The 16,155-nt window shown below is 54.9% G+C and carries 20 protein-coding genes; 12 read left to right on the top strand and 8 right to left on the bottom strand.

Translation table 11 applies throughout. The features are described from left to right. Positions 1–2 precede the first annotated feature (2 nt). The 5 genes from lptA to AC6HVW_RS15855 are packed head-to-tail and all read right to left on the bottom strand — an operon-like array spanning position 3 to position 3,637. Positions 3–542 carry a lipopolysaccharide ABC transporter substrate-binding protein LptA gene (lptA, locus tag AC6HVW_RS15875; RefSeq protein WP_021180699.1) on the bottom strand — a complete coding sequence of 180 codons (540 nt, stop codon included), beginning with the start codon at positions 540–542 and terminating at the stop codon, positions 3–5. Next, entirely contained in the window at positions 511–1,089 is a 579-nt protein-coding gene (lptC, locus tag AC6HVW_RS15870) for an LPS export ABC transporter periplasmic protein LptC (RefSeq protein WP_071682634.1), read from the bottom strand. Before lptC ends, lptA begins: the two co-directional genes overlap by 32 nt. After that, complete coding sequence (gene kdsC / locus AC6HVW_RS15865; RefSeq protein WP_024483713.1) at positions 1,086–1,640, bottom strand: 3-deoxy-manno-octulosonate-8-phosphatase KdsC; 555 nt, start codon at positions 1,638–1,640, stop codon at positions 1,086–1,088. The genes lptC and kdsC overlap by 4 nt, the downstream gene beginning before the upstream one ends. A 17-nt stretch (positions 1,641–1,657) precedes the next feature. Continuing rightward, positions 1,658–2,644: an arabinose-5-phosphate isomerase KdsD gene (gene kdsD, locus AC6HVW_RS15860; RefSeq protein ID WP_071682633.1), complete on the bottom strand. Its 987-nt coding sequence runs from the start codon at positions 2,642–2,644 to the stop codon at positions 1,658–1,660. 15 nt (positions 2,645–2,659) lie between these two features. Then, on the bottom strand, positions 2,660–3,637 hold the full coding sequence (locus AC6HVW_RS15855) for a calcium/sodium antiporter (RefSeq protein WP_021806956.1): 978 nt from the start codon (positions 3,635–3,637) through the stop codon (positions 2,660–2,662). A gap of 379 nt (positions 3,638–4,016) precedes the next feature. Between AC6HVW_RS15855 and mlaF the strand changes: the two genes are divergently transcribed. The 7 genes from mlaF to murA all read left to right on the top strand — a co-directional run bounded on the left by mlaF (position 4,017) and on the right by murA (position 8,844). Further along, positions 4,017–4,832 carry a phospholipid ABC transporter ATP-binding protein MlaF gene (gene mlaF / locus AC6HVW_RS15850; RefSeq protein WP_071682631.1) on the top strand — a complete coding sequence of 272 codons (816 nt, stop codon included), beginning with the start codon at positions 4,017–4,019 and terminating at the stop codon, positions 4,830–4,832. Positions 4,833–4,836: 4 nt separating this feature from the next. Next, on the top strand, positions 4,837–5,619 hold the full coding sequence (mlaE, locus tag AC6HVW_RS15845; protein ID WP_021806955.1) for a lipid asymmetry maintenance ABC transporter permease subunit MlaE: 783 nt from the start codon (positions 4,837–4,839) through the stop codon (positions 5,617–5,619). A 4-nt stretch (positions 5,620–5,623) separates the two neighbouring features. After that, positions 5,624–6,175, top strand: a complete 552-nt coding sequence (gene mlaD / locus AC6HVW_RS15840) for an outer membrane lipid asymmetry maintenance protein MlaD (protein ID WP_021806954.1) — start codon at positions 5,624–5,626, stop codon at positions 6,173–6,175. A gap of 14 nt (positions 6,176–6,189) precedes the next feature. Beyond that, the gene (mlaC, locus tag AC6HVW_RS15835; RefSeq protein WP_021806953.1) at positions 6,190–6,819 is read left to right on the top strand and encodes a phospholipid-binding protein MlaC; all 630 of its coding nucleotides are present in this window, start codon (positions 6,190–6,192) and stop codon (positions 6,817–6,819) included. Beyond that, a complete protein-coding gene (mlaB, locus tag AC6HVW_RS15830; RefSeq protein ID WP_021806952.1) occupies positions 6,819–7,121 on the top strand; it encodes a lipid asymmetry maintenance protein MlaB in 303 nt (100 codons plus the stop codon). Before mlaC ends, mlaB begins: the two co-directional genes overlap by 1 nt. 155 nt (positions 7,122–7,276) lie before the next feature. Then, complete coding sequence (ibaG, locus tag AC6HVW_RS15825; RefSeq protein ID WP_021180689.1) at positions 7,277–7,531, top strand: BolA family iron metabolism protein IbaG; 255 nt, start codon at positions 7,277–7,279, stop codon at positions 7,529–7,531. 53 nt (positions 7,532–7,584) lie between these two features. Beyond that, a complete protein-coding gene (gene murA / locus AC6HVW_RS15820; RefSeq protein WP_021180688.1) occupies positions 7,585–8,844 on the top strand; it encodes a UDP-N-acetylglucosamine 1-carboxyvinyltransferase in 1,260 nt (419 codons plus the stop codon). Between the two features lie 57 nt (positions 8,845–8,901). Here murA and degS read toward each other — a convergent pair whose 3' ends face one another. The 3 genes from degS to zapG form a co-directional block, all read right to left on the bottom strand. Further along, positions 8,902–9,960, bottom strand: coding sequence for an outer membrane-stress sensor serine endopeptidase DegS (degS, locus tag AC6HVW_RS15815; protein ID WP_071682629.1), 1,059 nt, complete (start codon positions 9,958–9,960; stop codon positions 8,902–8,904). An 89-nt stretch (positions 9,961–10,049) separates the two neighbouring features. Then, positions 10,050–11,423 (bottom strand): serine endoprotease DegQ, encoded by a 1,374-nt coding sequence (gene degQ / locus AC6HVW_RS15810; protein ID WP_071682628.1) that lies wholly within the window; start codon positions 11,421–11,423, stop codon positions 10,050–10,052. Between the two features lie 199 nt (positions 11,424–11,622). Further along, on the bottom strand, positions 11,623–12,021 hold the full coding sequence (gene zapG / locus AC6HVW_RS15805; RefSeq protein WP_071682627.1) for a Z-ring associated protein ZapG: 399 nt from the start codon (positions 12,019–12,021) through the stop codon (positions 11,623–11,625). Between the two features lie 230 nt (positions 12,022–12,251). Here zapG and zapE point away from each other — a divergent pair, with 230 nt between their 5' ends. From zapE to sspB, 5 genes are all read left to right on the top strand, one after another. Next, positions 12,252–13,382, top strand: a complete 1,131-nt coding sequence (gene zapE, locus AC6HVW_RS15800) for a cell division protein ZapE (RefSeq protein ID WP_021180679.1) — start codon at positions 12,252–12,254, stop codon at positions 13,380–13,382. A 297-nt stretch (positions 13,383–13,679) separates the two neighbouring features. Next, positions 13,680–14,108, top strand: coding sequence for a 50S ribosomal protein L13 (gene rplM, locus AC6HVW_RS15795; protein WP_021180678.1), 429 nt, complete (start codon positions 13,680–13,682; stop codon positions 14,106–14,108). Positions 14,109–14,123: 15 nt separating this feature from the next. Beyond that, positions 14,124–14,516 carry a 30S ribosomal protein S9 gene (gene rpsI / locus AC6HVW_RS15790; RefSeq protein WP_021180677.1) on the top strand — a complete coding sequence of 131 codons (393 nt, stop codon included), beginning with the start codon at positions 14,124–14,126 and terminating at the stop codon, positions 14,514–14,516. A 388-nt stretch (positions 14,517–14,904) separates the two neighbouring features. After that, positions 14,905–15,546 carry a stringent starvation protein SspA gene (sspA, locus tag AC6HVW_RS15785; protein ID WP_021180676.1) on the top strand — a complete coding sequence of 214 codons (642 nt, stop codon included), beginning with the start codon at positions 14,905–14,907 and terminating at the stop codon, positions 15,544–15,546. A gap of 5 nt (positions 15,547–15,551) precedes the next feature. After that, positions 15,552–16,055: a ClpXP protease specificity-enhancing factor gene (gene sspB, locus AC6HVW_RS15780; RefSeq protein ID WP_037376229.1), complete on the top strand. Its 504-nt coding sequence runs from the start codon at positions 15,552–15,554 to the stop codon at positions 16,053–16,055. The last annotated feature ends 100 nt before the right edge of the window (positions 16,056–16,155 follow it).

Genomic DNA, 16,155 nt, shown 5'->3' with positions numbered 1-16,155 from the left:
AATTAGTTACTCTTCTTTTGACCGTTTTTGTCTTGCAACTGTGATGGCACCAGAACCGTGGTTACGCGTTTGCCTTTATCGCTGAACGCCTGCATCTGCTGCTGTGGCACCAGATAGGTAATACGGTCGCCCTTCACGTTGCTATCGAGCTGTTCCAGATAGGCGTTGCCGGTGAGGGTGATCAGCTGCGGCGCGACGTCGTAACGAACTTTCTGCGCATGGCCTTTCACCGGCTTGCCGTTGTCCTGCATCTGGTAGAAGGTTACCGGATTGCCGAACGCTTCAATATAGGTTTTATTCTGATCGCCACCCGGGCGCGTGACCACGACCTTATCGGCCTTGATCTCGATGGTGCCCTGCTTGATCACCACGTTGTCGGTAAAGGTGCTGACGTTGCTCTGCATATCCAGCGACTGTTTCAGCGAGTCGATACTTACCGGTTGGTCAGAGTCGGATTTCAACGCCAATGCGGGGGAGCTGGCGGTCAAAACGAGGCTGACGATCAACAGATTACGGAGTTGGCTTTTGGTTCTGAATTTCATAGTTGGTCTTGACCTTATCAATCAGCTCAGCGGTTTTTTTCCGCAGATTACCACGCATTTTCATGCCGTTAGAGGTGAAATTCGTGCCGAACAGGGTGACTTCATCATCGGAAGAAACGTCCTGGGTGACCAGATTAATCTGGGCATTATCGGTTTTAATTTTTTCCAGCTGTGAGGTGGTTGTCAAACTGTTCACCTCTACGTGACCGTACAGATACAGCATGCGGTTTTTGGTCAGCTTGGCGCGATCGGCGCGTATTGACCAGGTGGCCACGGCATGCTCATCAAACAGCGTCATCACCGGCTGGGTGAACCAGCTTAACTCATCAGCGGTGTAATATTTAACCTCTTCTGCCACCAGCTTATAGCTTAGCTGCCCGGCCGGATTGTATACCACAGTCACGGTATGCTGGCTCTGATAGGTCGGGTCTTGGTTGTTGACCGGTACCGAATTGTCGTCATCGCTGAAATCGGCCATGTTCCAGCCAATCAGCGCCAGCGCGATCACGGTCAGCAAGAGGGTGATCCAAAGTTTGGTTTTACTCATATTGACAGCCCTTTGGCGTCCTCCAGCTTGTTTTGCGCCAGCAGGATCAGGTCGCACAGCTCGCGCACCGCACCACGGCCACCGTTGATACGGGTGACATAATGGGCGCGAGGTAACAATAATGGATGCGCATCGGCCACCGCGACGGCCAGACCGACTTCGGCCATGACCGGCCAGTCGATCAGATCGTCGCCGATGTAGGCGATTTCATCTGGCATCAGGGACAGTTTATCCAACAGTTCACGGAAGGCCAAAAGCTTATCGGACTGCCCTTGATACAGATGGGTGATATCCAACGTTTTTGCCCGGTCTTCCAGCAGTTTGGCCGAACGCCCGGTGATGATGGCCACCTCGATACCCGAGGTTTTCAGGCAGCGGATGCCGTAGCCGTCACGGACGTTGAAGGCTTTCAGCTCTTCACCGTTATTGCCCATGTAGATCAGGCCGTCTGACAGCACGCCGTCGACATCACAAATCAACAGGCGGATTTTCCCGGCGCGGGCCATGACTTCTTCAGCTACCGGCCCGTAACAGGTTTCAACCAGACTCATGCAGTTCGTTCCTTTCATTAAACGACGCCAGCGCGCAGCATGTCATGCATATGTACCACACCCAGCAATTGGTCGCCATCGGCAACCAGCACGGCGGTGATATGGCGTTGCTGCATCAGATTGAGCGCATCGACCGCCAGCAGGTTCGGGCGCACCCGGATACCGCCCAGCGTCATGACGTCGGTGATGTTGGCATTATTCAGATCGATGCCCATATCGAACACCCGGCGTAAGTCACCGTCGGTAAAAATACCGGCGATCTTCATTAGATCGTCGCAGATCACCGTCATGCCCAGGTTTTTACGGGTGATCTCCAGCAGCGCGTCGCGCAGCGAGGCTTCGGGGCTGACGTGCGGAATTTCATCGCCGCTGTGCATGATATCACTAACGCGCAGCAGCAAGCGGCGGCCCAAAGCTCCACCAGGGTGAGACAGGGCGAAATCTTCCGGTGTGAAGCCCCGGGCCTTCAGCAGCGCTACGGCTAATGCATCGCCCATGACCAAGGTGGCGGTGGTGCTGGTGGTGGGGGCCAAACCCAGAGGGCAAGCCTCCTGCGGTACCTTGATGCACAGATGCACGTCTGCCGCCTTGCCCATCGAGCTTTCCGGATTGTTGGTCATGCAAATCAGTGGGATCTGCTGGCGTTTCAACACCGGGATCAGCGCCAGAATTTCGTTCGACTCACCGGAGTTGGAAATCGCCAACACGATGTCCTGTGCCGACACCATGCCCAGATCGCCGTGGCTAGCCTCCGCGGGATGCACGAAGAACGCTGGGGTTCCGGTACTGGCCAGCGTGGCGGCAATTTTGCAGCCGATATGGCCGGATTTGCCCATACCCATGACCACGACTTTACCGCAGCATCCGGCGATCGCTTCACATGCCCGGGTAAAATCGGCATTGATGTACTGATCAAGCTGGGCCAGGCCATCACGCTCAATCTGAAGCACTTCTTTGCCGGCCTGCTGAAAGTCAAAGCCCGGTTGCAACTGGTTAGATGACATACTCATTCTCAACGGTTAGCCGAACGTACTGAAAGGGTTAAAGAACAGCACTGCAAGATACGCAATAAAGCCACATAATAACAGAGCTCCCGCCAGATGACCGATACGATGTTTGCGGCCAATACACAGCGCGGCAAGCAGGATACCGGCCGCCAGCATCACCCAGTAATCGCGCTGGAAGGCGGCGGGATCGATACTGCCCGGTGATAGCAGGGCAGGGACGCCCAGTACGATCACCGTGTTAAAAATCGTCGAGCCGATGATATTCCCTACCGCCATATCATCTTCGCCTTTTAGTGCTCCGGCGATCGAGGTGGCCAGTTCGGGCAGGCTGGTGCCGATGGCGATAATCGTCAGGCCAACCACCAGTTCACTCAGGCCAAAGTAGTGGGCAATCACCGAAGCGTTATCGATGATCATCCTTGATGACAGCGGTAGAATAATGAAGGCCAGCACCAGCCAGAGAATGGCCACGGTGTTGCTGCTGTCCTGCGGCAGTTCGGCGAGTTGCTCCACCGTCAGGCTGTCGTTGCCTTCACGTTGCGCCAGCCTGGCGATTTTCAGCATCAGCAGAATAAAACCGGTGGCGGCCAACAGCAGCAGTACGCCATCGAAGCGGCTCAGGGTGTTATCCATCAGCACATAGCCGCACAACAGGATAACCCCCAGCATCAGCGGCAGTTCACGCCTTAACACTTCGGAGCGAACCGACAGCGGATGGATCAGGGCTGCCACCCCCAGGATCAGTAAAATATTGGTGATGTTGGAGCCAATCACGTTGCCCACCGCCAGGTTGGTCTGCCCATTAAGGGCGGCGGTGACCGACACAATCAATTCTGGCAGTGACGTGCCGATACCGACTATCGTCATGCCGATAATCAACGGGGGAACCCCCAGCGAACGGCTAATCACCGCCGCACCATAAACTAATCTATCCGCCCCATACACCAGTAAAAATAAACCAACGATCAACAGCACTATCGCGAGAAACATTCAGGGTCCTATATTGGGGTATCATCCCGGTTCGTTGGTTAAAGACCATCATCGGCCAGCTTGCTTACCCTACGTTGTGCAAAACAACGAATTTTCCCGGTAAAAGATCGAACCATAAGACTGCGACTAATCCTGATGAACTGGCTTTGTAGGGGCGCCGCATGCTGCGCCCTCAGAAACATTCTCAGTTTGTCATCAGTCAGACTTTATTTTTTGCGTTATTTCCTAATTTTGACCGTCTGGAGCCTAAAAGTAAAACCTATGGCATCATTGGTAGCGCATTGTGGGCAAGTTTCGGTAAAAATAGGACGTATTGCCCCTATTGCTTTACCATCACGGATGATTTGGCAAAAAAATAGCCTGTACAGGATCAATAAACATGCACCAGAAGGCAGATAATCTGGTCGAAGTGCGCGGCATGAGCTTCTCTCGCGGCGATCGGCTGATATTCGAAGACATCAACCTGACGGTTCCCCGTGGCAAAGTGACGGCCATCATGGGGCCGTCCGGCATTGGTAAAACCACGCTGTTACGCCTGATTGGTGGCCAGTTGAACCCAGACTGCGGTGAGATCTGGTTTGATGGGGACAACATCCCGGCGCTGTCGCGCCATCAGTTGTATGAGTCACGCAAGAAGATGAGCATGCTGTTTCAGTCGGGAGCGCTGTTCACCGATCTGACGGTATTTGAGAACGTGGCCTACCCGCTGCGTGAACACAGCCGCCTGCCGGAGCCGATCCTGCGCAGCACGGTGCTGATGAAGTTGGAAGCCGTAGGGCTACGCGGCGCGGCAGATCTGATGCCGAACGAACTTTCTGGCGGTATGGCACGGCGAGCGGCCTTGGCGCGTGCTATCGCGTTAGATCCGACATTGATCATGTTCGACGAGCCTTTCGTTGGCCAGGATCCGATCACCATGGGCGTGCTGGTCAAGCTGATCGATGAGCTGAATAACGCGCTCGGGATCACCTGCATCGTGGTATCCCATGATGTGCCAGAAGTCTTGAGTATCGCGGATTACGCCTATATTGTGGCGGATCACCATGTGATTGCCGAAGGCTCGGCAACGCAATTACAGAACAATCCTGATGCGCGAGTGCGTCAGTTTCTGGATGGTATTGCCGATGGGCCGGTACCGTTCCGTTACCCCGCCGGTGATTATCAGACAGAGCTTTTAGGGGAAGGGAGTAAATAACCTCATGTTTTTAAAGGCGTTAGCGTCGTTAGGACGCCGTGGTATCAACACCAGCGCAGCCTTTGGACGCGCCGGGCTGATGCTGTTCCACGCGCTGATCGGGCGCCCGGAGCCGCGTAAACAATGGCCGCTGCTGCTCAAACAGCTACACAGTGTGGGCGTTCAGTCGCTGCTGATCATCATGGTTTCCGGCTTGTTTATCGGCATGGTGTTGGGGTTGCAAGGTTACATCGTCCTTACCACCTACAGTGCCGAGGCCAGCCTGGGCATGATGGTGGCGTTGTCATTGCTGCGTGAGCTGGGGCCGGTAGTGACCGCTCTGCTGTTCGCTGGCCGCGCCGGTTCGGCTCTGACGGCCGAAATCGGTCTGATGAAGGCCACTGAGCAGCTTTCCAGCCTGGAAATGATGGCGATCGATCCGCTGCGGCGTATTGTTGCCCCACGTTTCTGGGCCGGTCTTATCAGCATGCCGTTGCTGACGATTATTTTCGTGGCCATCGGCATCTGGGGCGGCGCGATTGTTGGCGTGGACTGGAAGGGGATCGACAGTGGTTTCTTCTGGTCGGCGATGCAAGGGGCCGTTGAATGGCGTCAGGATTTACTTAACTGCCTGATCAAGAGCGTGGTGTTTGCCATTACCGTTAGCTGGATTGCGATCTTCAATGGTTACGATGCCGTACCGACCTCTGAAGGGATTAGTCAGGCAACGACAAGGACCGTGGTACATTCGTCACTGGCTGTGTTGGGATTGGATTTCGTGCTGACTGCACTGATGTTTGGGAATTGATGTGATGCAAACGAAGAAGAGTGAAATCTGGGTTGGGGCGTTTATGCTGATTGCGCTGTGCGCCATCATCTTCCTCTGCCTCCAGGTGGCCAATATTAAATCGATCGGTAATGAACCGACTTACCGTATCTACGCCACCTTCGATAATATCGGTGGTTTGAAAGCGCGTTCACCGGTGAAGATTGGTGGGGTGATGATTGGTCGGGTTGCAGCTATCTCGCTCGACCCGAAGACCTACACGCCACGCGTGGCGTTGGATATCCAGCAACAATACAACCAGATCCCGGACACCAGTTCGCTGGCGATCCGCACCTCCGGCCTGCTGGGTGAACAGTATCTGGCGCTGAATGTCGGTTTTGAAGATCCCGAGATGGGCACGACTATCCTTAAGGATGGTGGGACCATTCAGGACACCAAATCAGCCATGGTGCTGGAAGACTTGATCGGCCAGTTCCTCTATAAGAGCGGTGGTCAGGATAGCCCGAACTCACCAGACGCTGCAGCAGCACCTACATCAGTTCCGGATGCCGCTGCGCATTCCGCTACAAGTCATTAATCGAGGAAACCTGCATGTTTAAACGTTTTTTAATGGTTGCCCTGCTGGTGGTTGCACCGCTGGCTAATGCGGTCGATCAGACTAACCCATACAGCCTGATGCAAGACGCTGCGCAGAAAACCTTCACCCGACTGAAAAGTGAGCAGCCAAAAATCAAGCAGGATCCCAACTACCTGCGCACCATCGTGCATGAAGAGCTGATGCCGTTCGTGCAGGTGAAATACGCGGGTGCGTTGGTGCTGGGCCGTTACTACAAAGACGCCACGCCAGCCCAGCGCGAAGCTTACTTCGCCGCCTTCCAGGCTTATCTGGAGCAGGCGTATGGCCAGGCGTTAGCCATGTACCAGGGCCAGACCTATCAGATCGAACCGGAGCAGCCGCTAGGCAATGCCGATATCATCGCGATCCGCGTGACCATCATCGATAAAGGGGGGCGCCCGCCGGTGCGTCTGGATTTCCAATGGCGTAAGAACAGCAAAACCGGTCACTGGCAGGCGTATGACATGATTGCCGAAGGCGTCAGCATGATCACCACCAAGCAGAATGAGTGGGCATCGACTCTGCGCCTCAAAGGCGTAGACGGTTTGACCCAGCAGCTGCAAGCGGCCGCCAAACAGCCAATCACTCTGGATCAGAAAAACTGATGGTCGCAGCGCTGAGTTGGACATCACAACAGCAAACGCTGGTGCTGAGCGGCGAGCTGGATCGTGAGACGTTATTGCCGCTGTGGCAGCAACGTGAGACGCTGTTGGCAGACAAAACCGTGATTGATGTGGCTCAACTGCAGCGCGTGGACTCTGCCGGCCTGGCCCTGCTGCTGCATTTACGTGAGCAACGGCGCCAGCAGGGAATTGAGATAAAAATTTCCGGTATCACAGAACGGTTGCAAACGCTGATCACGCTCTACAATTTGTCAGCAATAATGCCTGTCGAAACCGCTAGTTAGCCACATTTTCGGCGGGTTGACCGGAAAAAATCAGTTAAAGGCCCCTGCTACTCGGGGGCTTTTTCTTTGGTTTAAGAAAGCGGCGGATTCCACTAAGATAGACGTCAAGAAGTCGCCACTGGTGACTATGATCCTTCGATGCAGAATTGGATACTATGGAAAATAGCGAAATTAAAGACGTGCTGATGAAGGCGCTGGCACTGGAAGAAGCGCATGTGACCGGCGATGGCAGCCATTTTCAGGTGATCGCCGTGGGTGAACTGTTTGCCACCATGAGCCGCGTCAAGAAACAGCAAGCCGTCTATGCGCCGCTGATGGAATACATCGCGGACAACCGCATTCATGCTTTGTCGATCAAGGCATATACCCCAGAAGAGTGGCAGCGGGATCGCAAACTCAACGGATTTTAAGGCTGTTTGCCCAGCGGGCAGGCAGCTCAGAACAGATAACAGAGAGTAGTTAAATGGATAAATTTCGTGTGCATGGCCGGACCCGTCTTAGCGGTGAAGTGACCATTTCCGGGGCGAAAAACGCCGCCCTGCCGATCCTGTTTGCCGCCTTGCTGGCGGAAGAGCCTGTCGAACTGCAAAACGTCCCGAAGCTGAAGGACATTGACACCACCATCAAACTGCTCAGCCAGTTGGGTACCAAGATCGAGCGTAATGGCTCGGTCTATGTTGATGCCAGCGGCGTGAACGAGTTTTGCGCTCCCTACGATCTGGTGAAAACCATGCGTGCCTCCATTTGGGCATTGGGGCCGCTGGTAGCGCGCTTTGGCCGTGGCCAGGTATCGCTGCCAGGTGGCTGTGCCATCGGCGCACGTCCGGTTGACCTGCATATTACCGGCCTGGAGCAACTGGGTGCGGAAATCAAACTGGAAGAGGGCTACGTCAAGGCCTCTGTGGAAGGGCGCCTGAAGGGCGCACATATCGTGATGGATAAGGTCAGCGTAGGCGCGACCGTCACCATCATGAGTGCGGCAACCCTGGCGACCGGTACCACCATCATCGAGAACGCGGCACGTGAGCCGGAAATCGTCGATACCGCCAACTTCCTCAACACGCTGGGTGCCAAAATCAGCGGCGCGGGCACGGACAGGATCACCATCGAAGGCGTTGAGCGCCTGGGTGGCGGGGTTTACCGTGTGCTGCCAGACCGTATCGAAACCGGTACCTTCCTGGTTGCCGCTGCCGTTTCCGGTGGCAAGGTGCTGTGCCGTAATACCCGTCCAGATACGCTGGATGCGGTGTTGGCCAAACTGCGTGAAGCAGGGGCCGATATCGAAGTGGGTGAAGACTGGATCAGCCTGGACATGCATGGCAAGCGCCCGAAAGCGGTAACCCTGCGCACGGCTCCACACCCTGGTTTCCCAACCGATATGCAGGCGCAGTTCAGCCTGTTGAACCTGGTAGCGGAAGGGACCGGCGTGATCACCGAGACGATCTTCGAAAACCGCTTTATGCACGTGCCTGAGCTGATCCGTATGGGCGCACACGCGGAAATCGAGAGCAACACCGTGATTTGCCACGGCGTAGAGCAACTTTCTGGTGCACAGGTGATGGCGACCGATCTGCGAGCCTCTGCCAGCCTGGTATTGGCAGGTTGTATTGCCGAAGGCGTAACGGTGGTGGATCGTATTTATCACATCGACCGTGGCTACGAGCGCATTGAAGACAAACTGCGTGCGCTGGGTGCCAATATTGAACGTGTGAAAGGCGAGTAATCGAGAATTTTAGCCTGTTTGTGCGAATAAAGCCCGGCTCGCCGGGCTTTTTGCTGACTAATTATTATCCTCTGGGAACTCACCCACCGCCATATGCAGCGTAATGCGTTGCCCATCGCGCAGCACCACCACCGGGATCTCCGTCCCAGGGCGGATCTCCGCCACCTGGTCCATCGTCTCTAATACCGACACCGCCGGTTTGTTATCGACGTTAATGATGATGTCATTAATACGGAACCCCGCATTGGCGGCCGGGCCGTTAGGGGTAATTTCGGTCACTATGATCCCCTGCAGGCGATCGATGCCGGTCGCCGAGGTGCGCACCGGGATAATCTCTTTGCCCTGAATACCAAAGTAGCCGCGGATCACCCGGCCATCACGGATCAGCTTATCCATGATCTTGGTTGCCAGTTCTACCGGGATGGCAAAGCCTAGCCCCTCTGGCGTTTCGCCATCGGTGATCTTGTCGTAGGTCAGCGTGTTGATGCCCATCAGCTCACCCAGGGAGTTAACCAACGCACCACCGGAGTTACCCCGGTTGATGGAAGCATCGGTTTGCAGGAAGGTTTGTCGCCCGGTGGTACTCAGGCTGATACGCCCGGTAGCGCTGATAATGCCCTGGGTAACGGTTTGCCCAAGGTTGTACGGGTTACCGATCGCCAGCGCCACATCACCGATACGTGCGGGGCGTGCGGTATTAATTGGGATCACTGGCAAGTTGCCCGGATCGATTTTCAGCACGGCCAGGTCGGTCAGGCTATCGGAGCCGACCAATAACGCCTCATAGCGACGGCCATCTTGCAGTACGGCGGTGATCTGCTGGGCGTCTTTGATCACGTGGCGGTTGGTAATGATATAGCCGCGATCGTTCATGATCACACCGGAACCCAGGGAGAGCACGTTGGTCGCGCCGCTGATGTTGCGGTTGTAGATGTTGACGACGGCAGGGGCAGCCCGGCGCACGCCGGTGTTATAGCTGGCCGGCGTTTGATCGCTGGTATTCTCAGATTTGCTGGCGAATATGTTATTGGTAGAACGCAATACGGGCAGGGCGGCCAGCAGTATACCGGCAACGACCAAACCAATAACAATAGAACGCAAGAGCTTAGCAAACATAGAGTTTTAGTTAGTGTTGAGGAAGATGAACGGAGGATAGCACGAGTTAACCGGGCGCAGTATGCTGGCGCGCCCGGTTTCGCAACAAATTAACGTAGCAACAGATAAATGTTTTCGTCGCCACGTACGATGTTCAACGCCATCACCGCCGGTTTAGCTTCAAGCAGTTTACGCAGTGCATTGATGTTTTCAACGCGCTGACGGTTGACGCCGATGATCACATCCCCTTTCTGCAGGCCAAACTGTGCTGCCGGAGTGCCTTTATCCACCTTGTCGATCTTCACGCCTTTATCACCGTTTGGCAGCGCACCGTTGGTGAGGGAGGCACCTTGCAGCGCAGGCGACAGCGTTTCGGCATTGGTTGATACGCTTTCGCTGTTATCCAGGGTGACGGCAACGTCCATAGGTTTGCCTTCACGCAGCAGGCCTATTTTAACGGTGGTGCCCGGTGCGGTGGTGCCCACTTTGGCACGCAGCTCGGCAAAGCTACTGATCGGTTTGCCATCCAGGGAGACCAGAATATCGCCGGCTTTGATCCCGGCTTTGGCTGCGGCAGATTTTGGCATGACTTCACTGACAAAGGCTCCGCGTTGGGCATCCGTATTGAATGCCTTCGCCATATCGGCGGTCATTTCACTGCCTTTAATGCCCAGCAGGCCGCGCTTCACTTCACCAAACTCAATCAGCTGCTTGCTCAGGCTCTGTGCCATGTTACTTGGAATGGCGAAGCCGATACCGATGTTGCCGCCGCCCGGTGCCAGGATCGCGGTGTTGATACCGATCAGCTCACCATTCAGGTTCACCAGCGCGCCGCCGGAGTTGCCACGGTTGATGGAGGCATCGGTCTGGATGAAGTTTTCCAACCCTTCCAGGCTCAGGCCGCTACGGCCCAGTGCGGAGATAATGCCGGAGGTTGCCGTCTGACCAAGGCCGAACGGGTTACCGACGGCTACGGCGAAGTCACCAACACGCAGCTTGTCGGAATCGGCGATTTTTACCGCCGTCAGGTTTTTGACATCGCTGACCTGCAGCAGTGCAATGTCAGACTGTTCGTCGCGGCCAATCAGCTTGGCGTCATATTCGCGGCCATCATTGAGCTGCACGCTGATCTTGTCGGCGTTGTTGATGACGTGGTTGTTGGTAAGGATGTAGCCCTTCGCCGCGTCGATAATCACACCGGAACCCAGCCCTTCAAACGGGCGAGTGCTTTCTTTCGGTGTAGGCATGTTCGGGCCAAAGAAGAATTTAAACTGCTCTGGCAGCTGTGGCTGGCGTTGTACCTGGGTGCCTTCTACACGCACGCTAACCACGGCGGGCAGCACTTTTTCCAGCATGGGTGCCAGGCTCGGCAGCGATTCACCCGCAACGGCGGCCGGCATGGCTGCGTTGGCTGCCGGGACGGAGGCAAATGCCAGGCTAATGCTCATTGCTAATGCACTAAGAATTAAAGATCTTTTCATCATTGGTTATAGCTCTCTCAAAATCTGCCGGTGAAATTTTTTACGATACTGCCATAGCAATACCATTTGTGTAGTCTAGGACAATGAATTTACGCGAAAAGTTCACTTAATCGTCAAGAGTAAGCATGGTCAGGGCGGGGAATTAGGGACGAACAAAGTGAACAACCCGTGGGATCGCCCCACGGGTCAGTATAACGGGGAATCAGTTACCGCGTGGAGCGCCGCGCAGCAGGCCAGATGCCCCTTCGGAGTAGTCACGAGGCATCTCCACCGGAGCCTGATCGTTATCCGCTTCCGATTCGGACAGACGGTAGCGGAACGGGTTGTCCTGCATCGGCAGATCCGGCAGCAGGTTATTGGAGCTTTTCGCCATATGTTGATACAGCTGGCGATAGTCGCGCGCCATGTTATCCAGCAGTTCGGCACTGCGGGCAAAATGGCCAACCAGCTCCTGACGGTACTCTTCAAGCTCGGTTTTGCTTTTATCCAGTTCGTTTTGCAGCACCTGTTGCTGACGTAATTTACTGTTACCAAAACGCATCGCTACCGCACCGATCACGATACCGACCACCAAACCAATCAGCGCATACTCCCAGGTCATGATGACTCCTATTTTGACTTCGTTGTTCCGCAGGGATTTTTCACTTAATAATATCCACTATAACCGTTAACCTTGTCCGAGTGGAATCCTGATAAGCCAATACCTGCAGTTTGCAGGGGTTTTCTTGGGGTACAACGCCGATAAATGTGGCGATCAGGGTGCGAAGCGGCTGCCATCCGCCGCGAAAATTGGATAAATAAATTCTCAGCGTTGTTAGGGATTGCGAATACATGCAGGCACAGTCACCGTTATCACGCTACCAGCAGGCGCTGGATGCGGGGGAATATCAGGCCGATGCGGTTCAGCGCCAGGCCGTCACGCAGTTGGATCAGATCTATCAGGCGTTGCAGCAGCTACCAGCTCCCGCCGCCGCTAACGCTGGCAAGCGCCGTAACCTGCTTAGCCGTTGGTTAGGTAAGAGTGAGGAAACCACCACGCAGCGGCCGGTGCAGGGGCTGTATATGTGGGGCGGCGTTGGCCGGGGTAAAACCTGGCTGATGGACCTGTTTTTCCACAGCCTGCCCGGCGATCGCAAACTGCGGCTGCACTTTCACCGCTTTATGCTGCGGGTGCACGAAGAGCTGACGGAGCTGCAAGGGCAGGAAAACCCGCTGGAAATCGTCGCGGACGGCTTCAAGGCGCAAACGGACGTGCTATGTTTTGACGAGTTCTTTGTCTCCGACATCACCGACGCCATGCTGCTGGCAACGCTGTTGCAGGCGCTGTTCGCTCGCGGTATTACGCTGGTGGCTACCTCTAACATTATTCCGGACAACCTGTATCGTAACGGGCTGCAACGCGCACGCTTCCTACCGGCGATCGATTTGATCAACGAGTATTGCGACGTAATGAACGTGGATGCGGGCATCGATTATCGCTTGCGAACCCTGACGCAGGCCCATCTGTATCTGACCCCGCTCAACCAGCAAACGCAGGACACGATGGACCACATCTTCCTCAAGCTGGCGGGCCACGCCGGGGAAGAAGCTCCGGTGCTGCAAATCAATCACCGGCCAATGCCCACCTTGCGCGCGGTGGAAGGGGTATTGGCGATCGATTTTCATACCCTGTGTGAAGAGCCGCGTAGCCAACTGGATTACATCGCTTTGTCACGCCTCTATCACAGCGTAATGCTGTATAATGTGCGCATTATGGGGCCGCTGAAGGAAAACACCGCCCGCCGCTTCCTGGCGCTGGTGGACGAATTCTACGAGCGCCACGTCAAACTGGTGATCGCCGCCGAAGCCTCGATGTTCGAGATCTACCAGGGTGAACAACTGAAGTTCGAGTTTCAGCGTTGCCTGTCCCGCCTGCAGGAGATGCAGAGCGAGGAGTATCTGAAGCTGCCTCATCTGCCGTAAACAGGCGTTCGGGCCTGGCTTTCAGGCCCAGTTTCGCCCCCGATTATCGTTGCCAAATCGGTCCCCTGTGCTAAATCCGTTTTCCCGGAAAAAACAGGTCGACCTTTGTGAGCGACTTCTCTATAATCTTGCGACCCCACGTTACAACAAAGTTTTTTTCCCAAAACTTTGTATAGTGCCGGCAATGGCTATTCGAAGGGGTAGGTTTGCTGGACTTGTATGGTCGTGTGAGCCTCAACTGTTTTCGAGCGTTGGGTGAACACCTACGTGTAACTAAATTATTGGGTAAGCTTTCTAATGAAAACTTTTACAGCTAAACCAGAAACCGTAAAACGTGACTGGTATGTTGTTGATGCAGACGGTAAAACTTTAGGCCGTCTCGCTACTGAACTGGCTCGTCGTCTGCGCGGCAAGCATAAAGCGGAATACACCCCGCACGTTGATACCGGTGACTACATCATCGTTCTGAACGCAGAAAAAGTTGCTGTAACCGGCAACAAGCGTACAGACAAGGTGTATTACCACCACACCGGCCACATCGGTGGTATCAAGCAAGCGACCTTTGAAGAGATGATTGCCCGCCGTCCTGAGCGCGTGATTGAAATCGCGGTTAAAGGCATGCTGCCAAAGGGTCCGTTGGGTCGTGCAATGTTCCGTAAACTGAAAGTTTACGCGGGCACCGAGCACACTCACGCGGCACAGCAACCGCAAGTTCTTGACATCTAATCGGGATTATAGGCAATGGCTGAAAATCAATACTACGGCACTGGTCGCCGCAAAAGCTCCGCCGCTCGCGTTTTTATCAAGCCGGGCAGTGGTAACATCGTTATTAACCAGCGTAGCCTGGAACAGTACTTCGGTCGCGAAACTGCCCGCATGGTAGTTCGTCAACCGCTGGAACTGACCGACATGGTTGGCAAATTCGATTTGTACATCACCGTTAAAGGTGGTGGCATCTCTGGTCAAGCTGGCGCTATCCGTCACGGTATCACCCGTGCACTGATGGAGTACGACGAGACTCTGCGTGGTGAATTGCGTAAAGCTGGCTTCGTCACTCGTGACGCGCGTAAAGTTGAGCGTAAGAAAGTCGGTCTGCGTAAAGCACGTCGCCGTCCGCAGTTCTCCAAGCGTTAATTTTTTCTGCTTCGGCAGAACGATTTACGCGAAAAACCCGCCTCTTCGGCGGGTTTTTTTATGCCTGCAATCAGATTAAACTTCATTAAAATCAGTGGTCTAGGTGATAAATCAACGCATGACCACCACAAAACAGTCAAAATCTGGTAAACTATCACCCACTTTTGCGCCTGTTCGCCGTGCAGTGCTGTCAGTCTACCTCCGAGGCCGTTTTCCAGACCTAAGGTTTATCTGTGAGCTGCGGGCTTGCGGTCACGATTATTCAGGATAGCAGCCTGAGATACCCAATCAATTTCACGTCGCAGCCCGGCGGCAACAACGCAATGGCTCGTGGAGTGATGGATATTTTGGCTATTCGCCGTATTTTCTAGATAACTTGGAGGTTTTCATGGCTGTCGCTGCCAACAAACGTTCGGTAATGACGCTGTTCTCTGGCCCGACCGACATCTTTAGCCATCAAGTACGTATCGTACTGGCGGAAAAAGGCGTCAGCGTCGAGATCGAGCAGGTAGAACCCGATAATCTGCCGCAGGATCTGATCGACCTCAACCCATACCAAACGGTACCGACGTTGGTCGATCGCGAGCTGACGCTGTATGAATCCCGTATCATCATGGAATACCTTGATGAGCGTTTCCCTCACCCGCCATTGATGCCGGTGTATCCGGTGGCACGCGGTGAAAGCCGTCTGATGATGCTGCGTATCGAGAGAAACTGGTACACGCTGATGTACAAAATCGAGCAGAGCAGCGGCCAGGAAGCTGAATCAGCACGCCGCCAACTGCGCGAAGAACTGCTGGCGATTGCGCCAATCTTCGGCCAGACCCCGTATTTCATGAGCGAAGAGTTCAGCCTGGTAGACTGCTACCTGGCCCCGCTACTGTGGCGTTTGCCGCAGCTGGGTATCGAACTGAGCGGTGCTGGCTCCAAAGAACTGAAAGGTTACATGACCCGTGTCTTCGAGCGTGATGCATTCCTGGCCTCTCTGACCGAAGCCGAGCGCGAAATGCGCCTGCAGACTCGGGGCTAAGCATCATGGATATGTCTCAGATGACCCCGCGCCGTCCTTATCTTTTGCGGGCATTCTATGACTGGCTGTTGGATAACCAACTGACTCCGCATCTGGTCGTGGACGTGATGCGCCCAGACGTGCAGGTTCCGATGGAATTTGCACGCGATGGTCAGATTGTGCTGAACATTGCTCCGCGTGCCGTAGGCAACCTGCAACTGGGCGACGACGAAGTGACCTTCAACGCGCGCTTTGGTGGCGTTCCTCGTCAGGTGCTGGTGCCAATGGCAGCCGTGCTGGCGATTTATGCGCGGGAGAACGGGGCTGGTACCCTGTTTGAACCGGAAGCCAAGTATGAAGATGAAGGGGCTTTCGAAGGGCTGGAAGAGGTGTCTAGCCCTACGGGTAGCCTGATGTCTGTGGTTGATAGCGATCGTCAGGATAGCTTGGAAGACGATAACGGCCCTGATGATGAACCGCCTCAGCCGCCACGCGGTGGTGGACGTCCGGCGTTGCGTGTCGTGAAGTAAGCTACGGCAGGCAGGGAAAAAGGTGCAACTCAGGTTGCGCCTTTTTTATTGCCTGTCGATCGGCAAGTTGGGAATCTGGAAGGTAAAAGCAAAGGGCCGG

Source organism: Serratia sp. NCCP-200, assembly GCF_059697885.1.
Note: the sequence above shows the minus strand (reverse complement) of the source record. Positions and strands in the feature narration are given on the sequence as shown.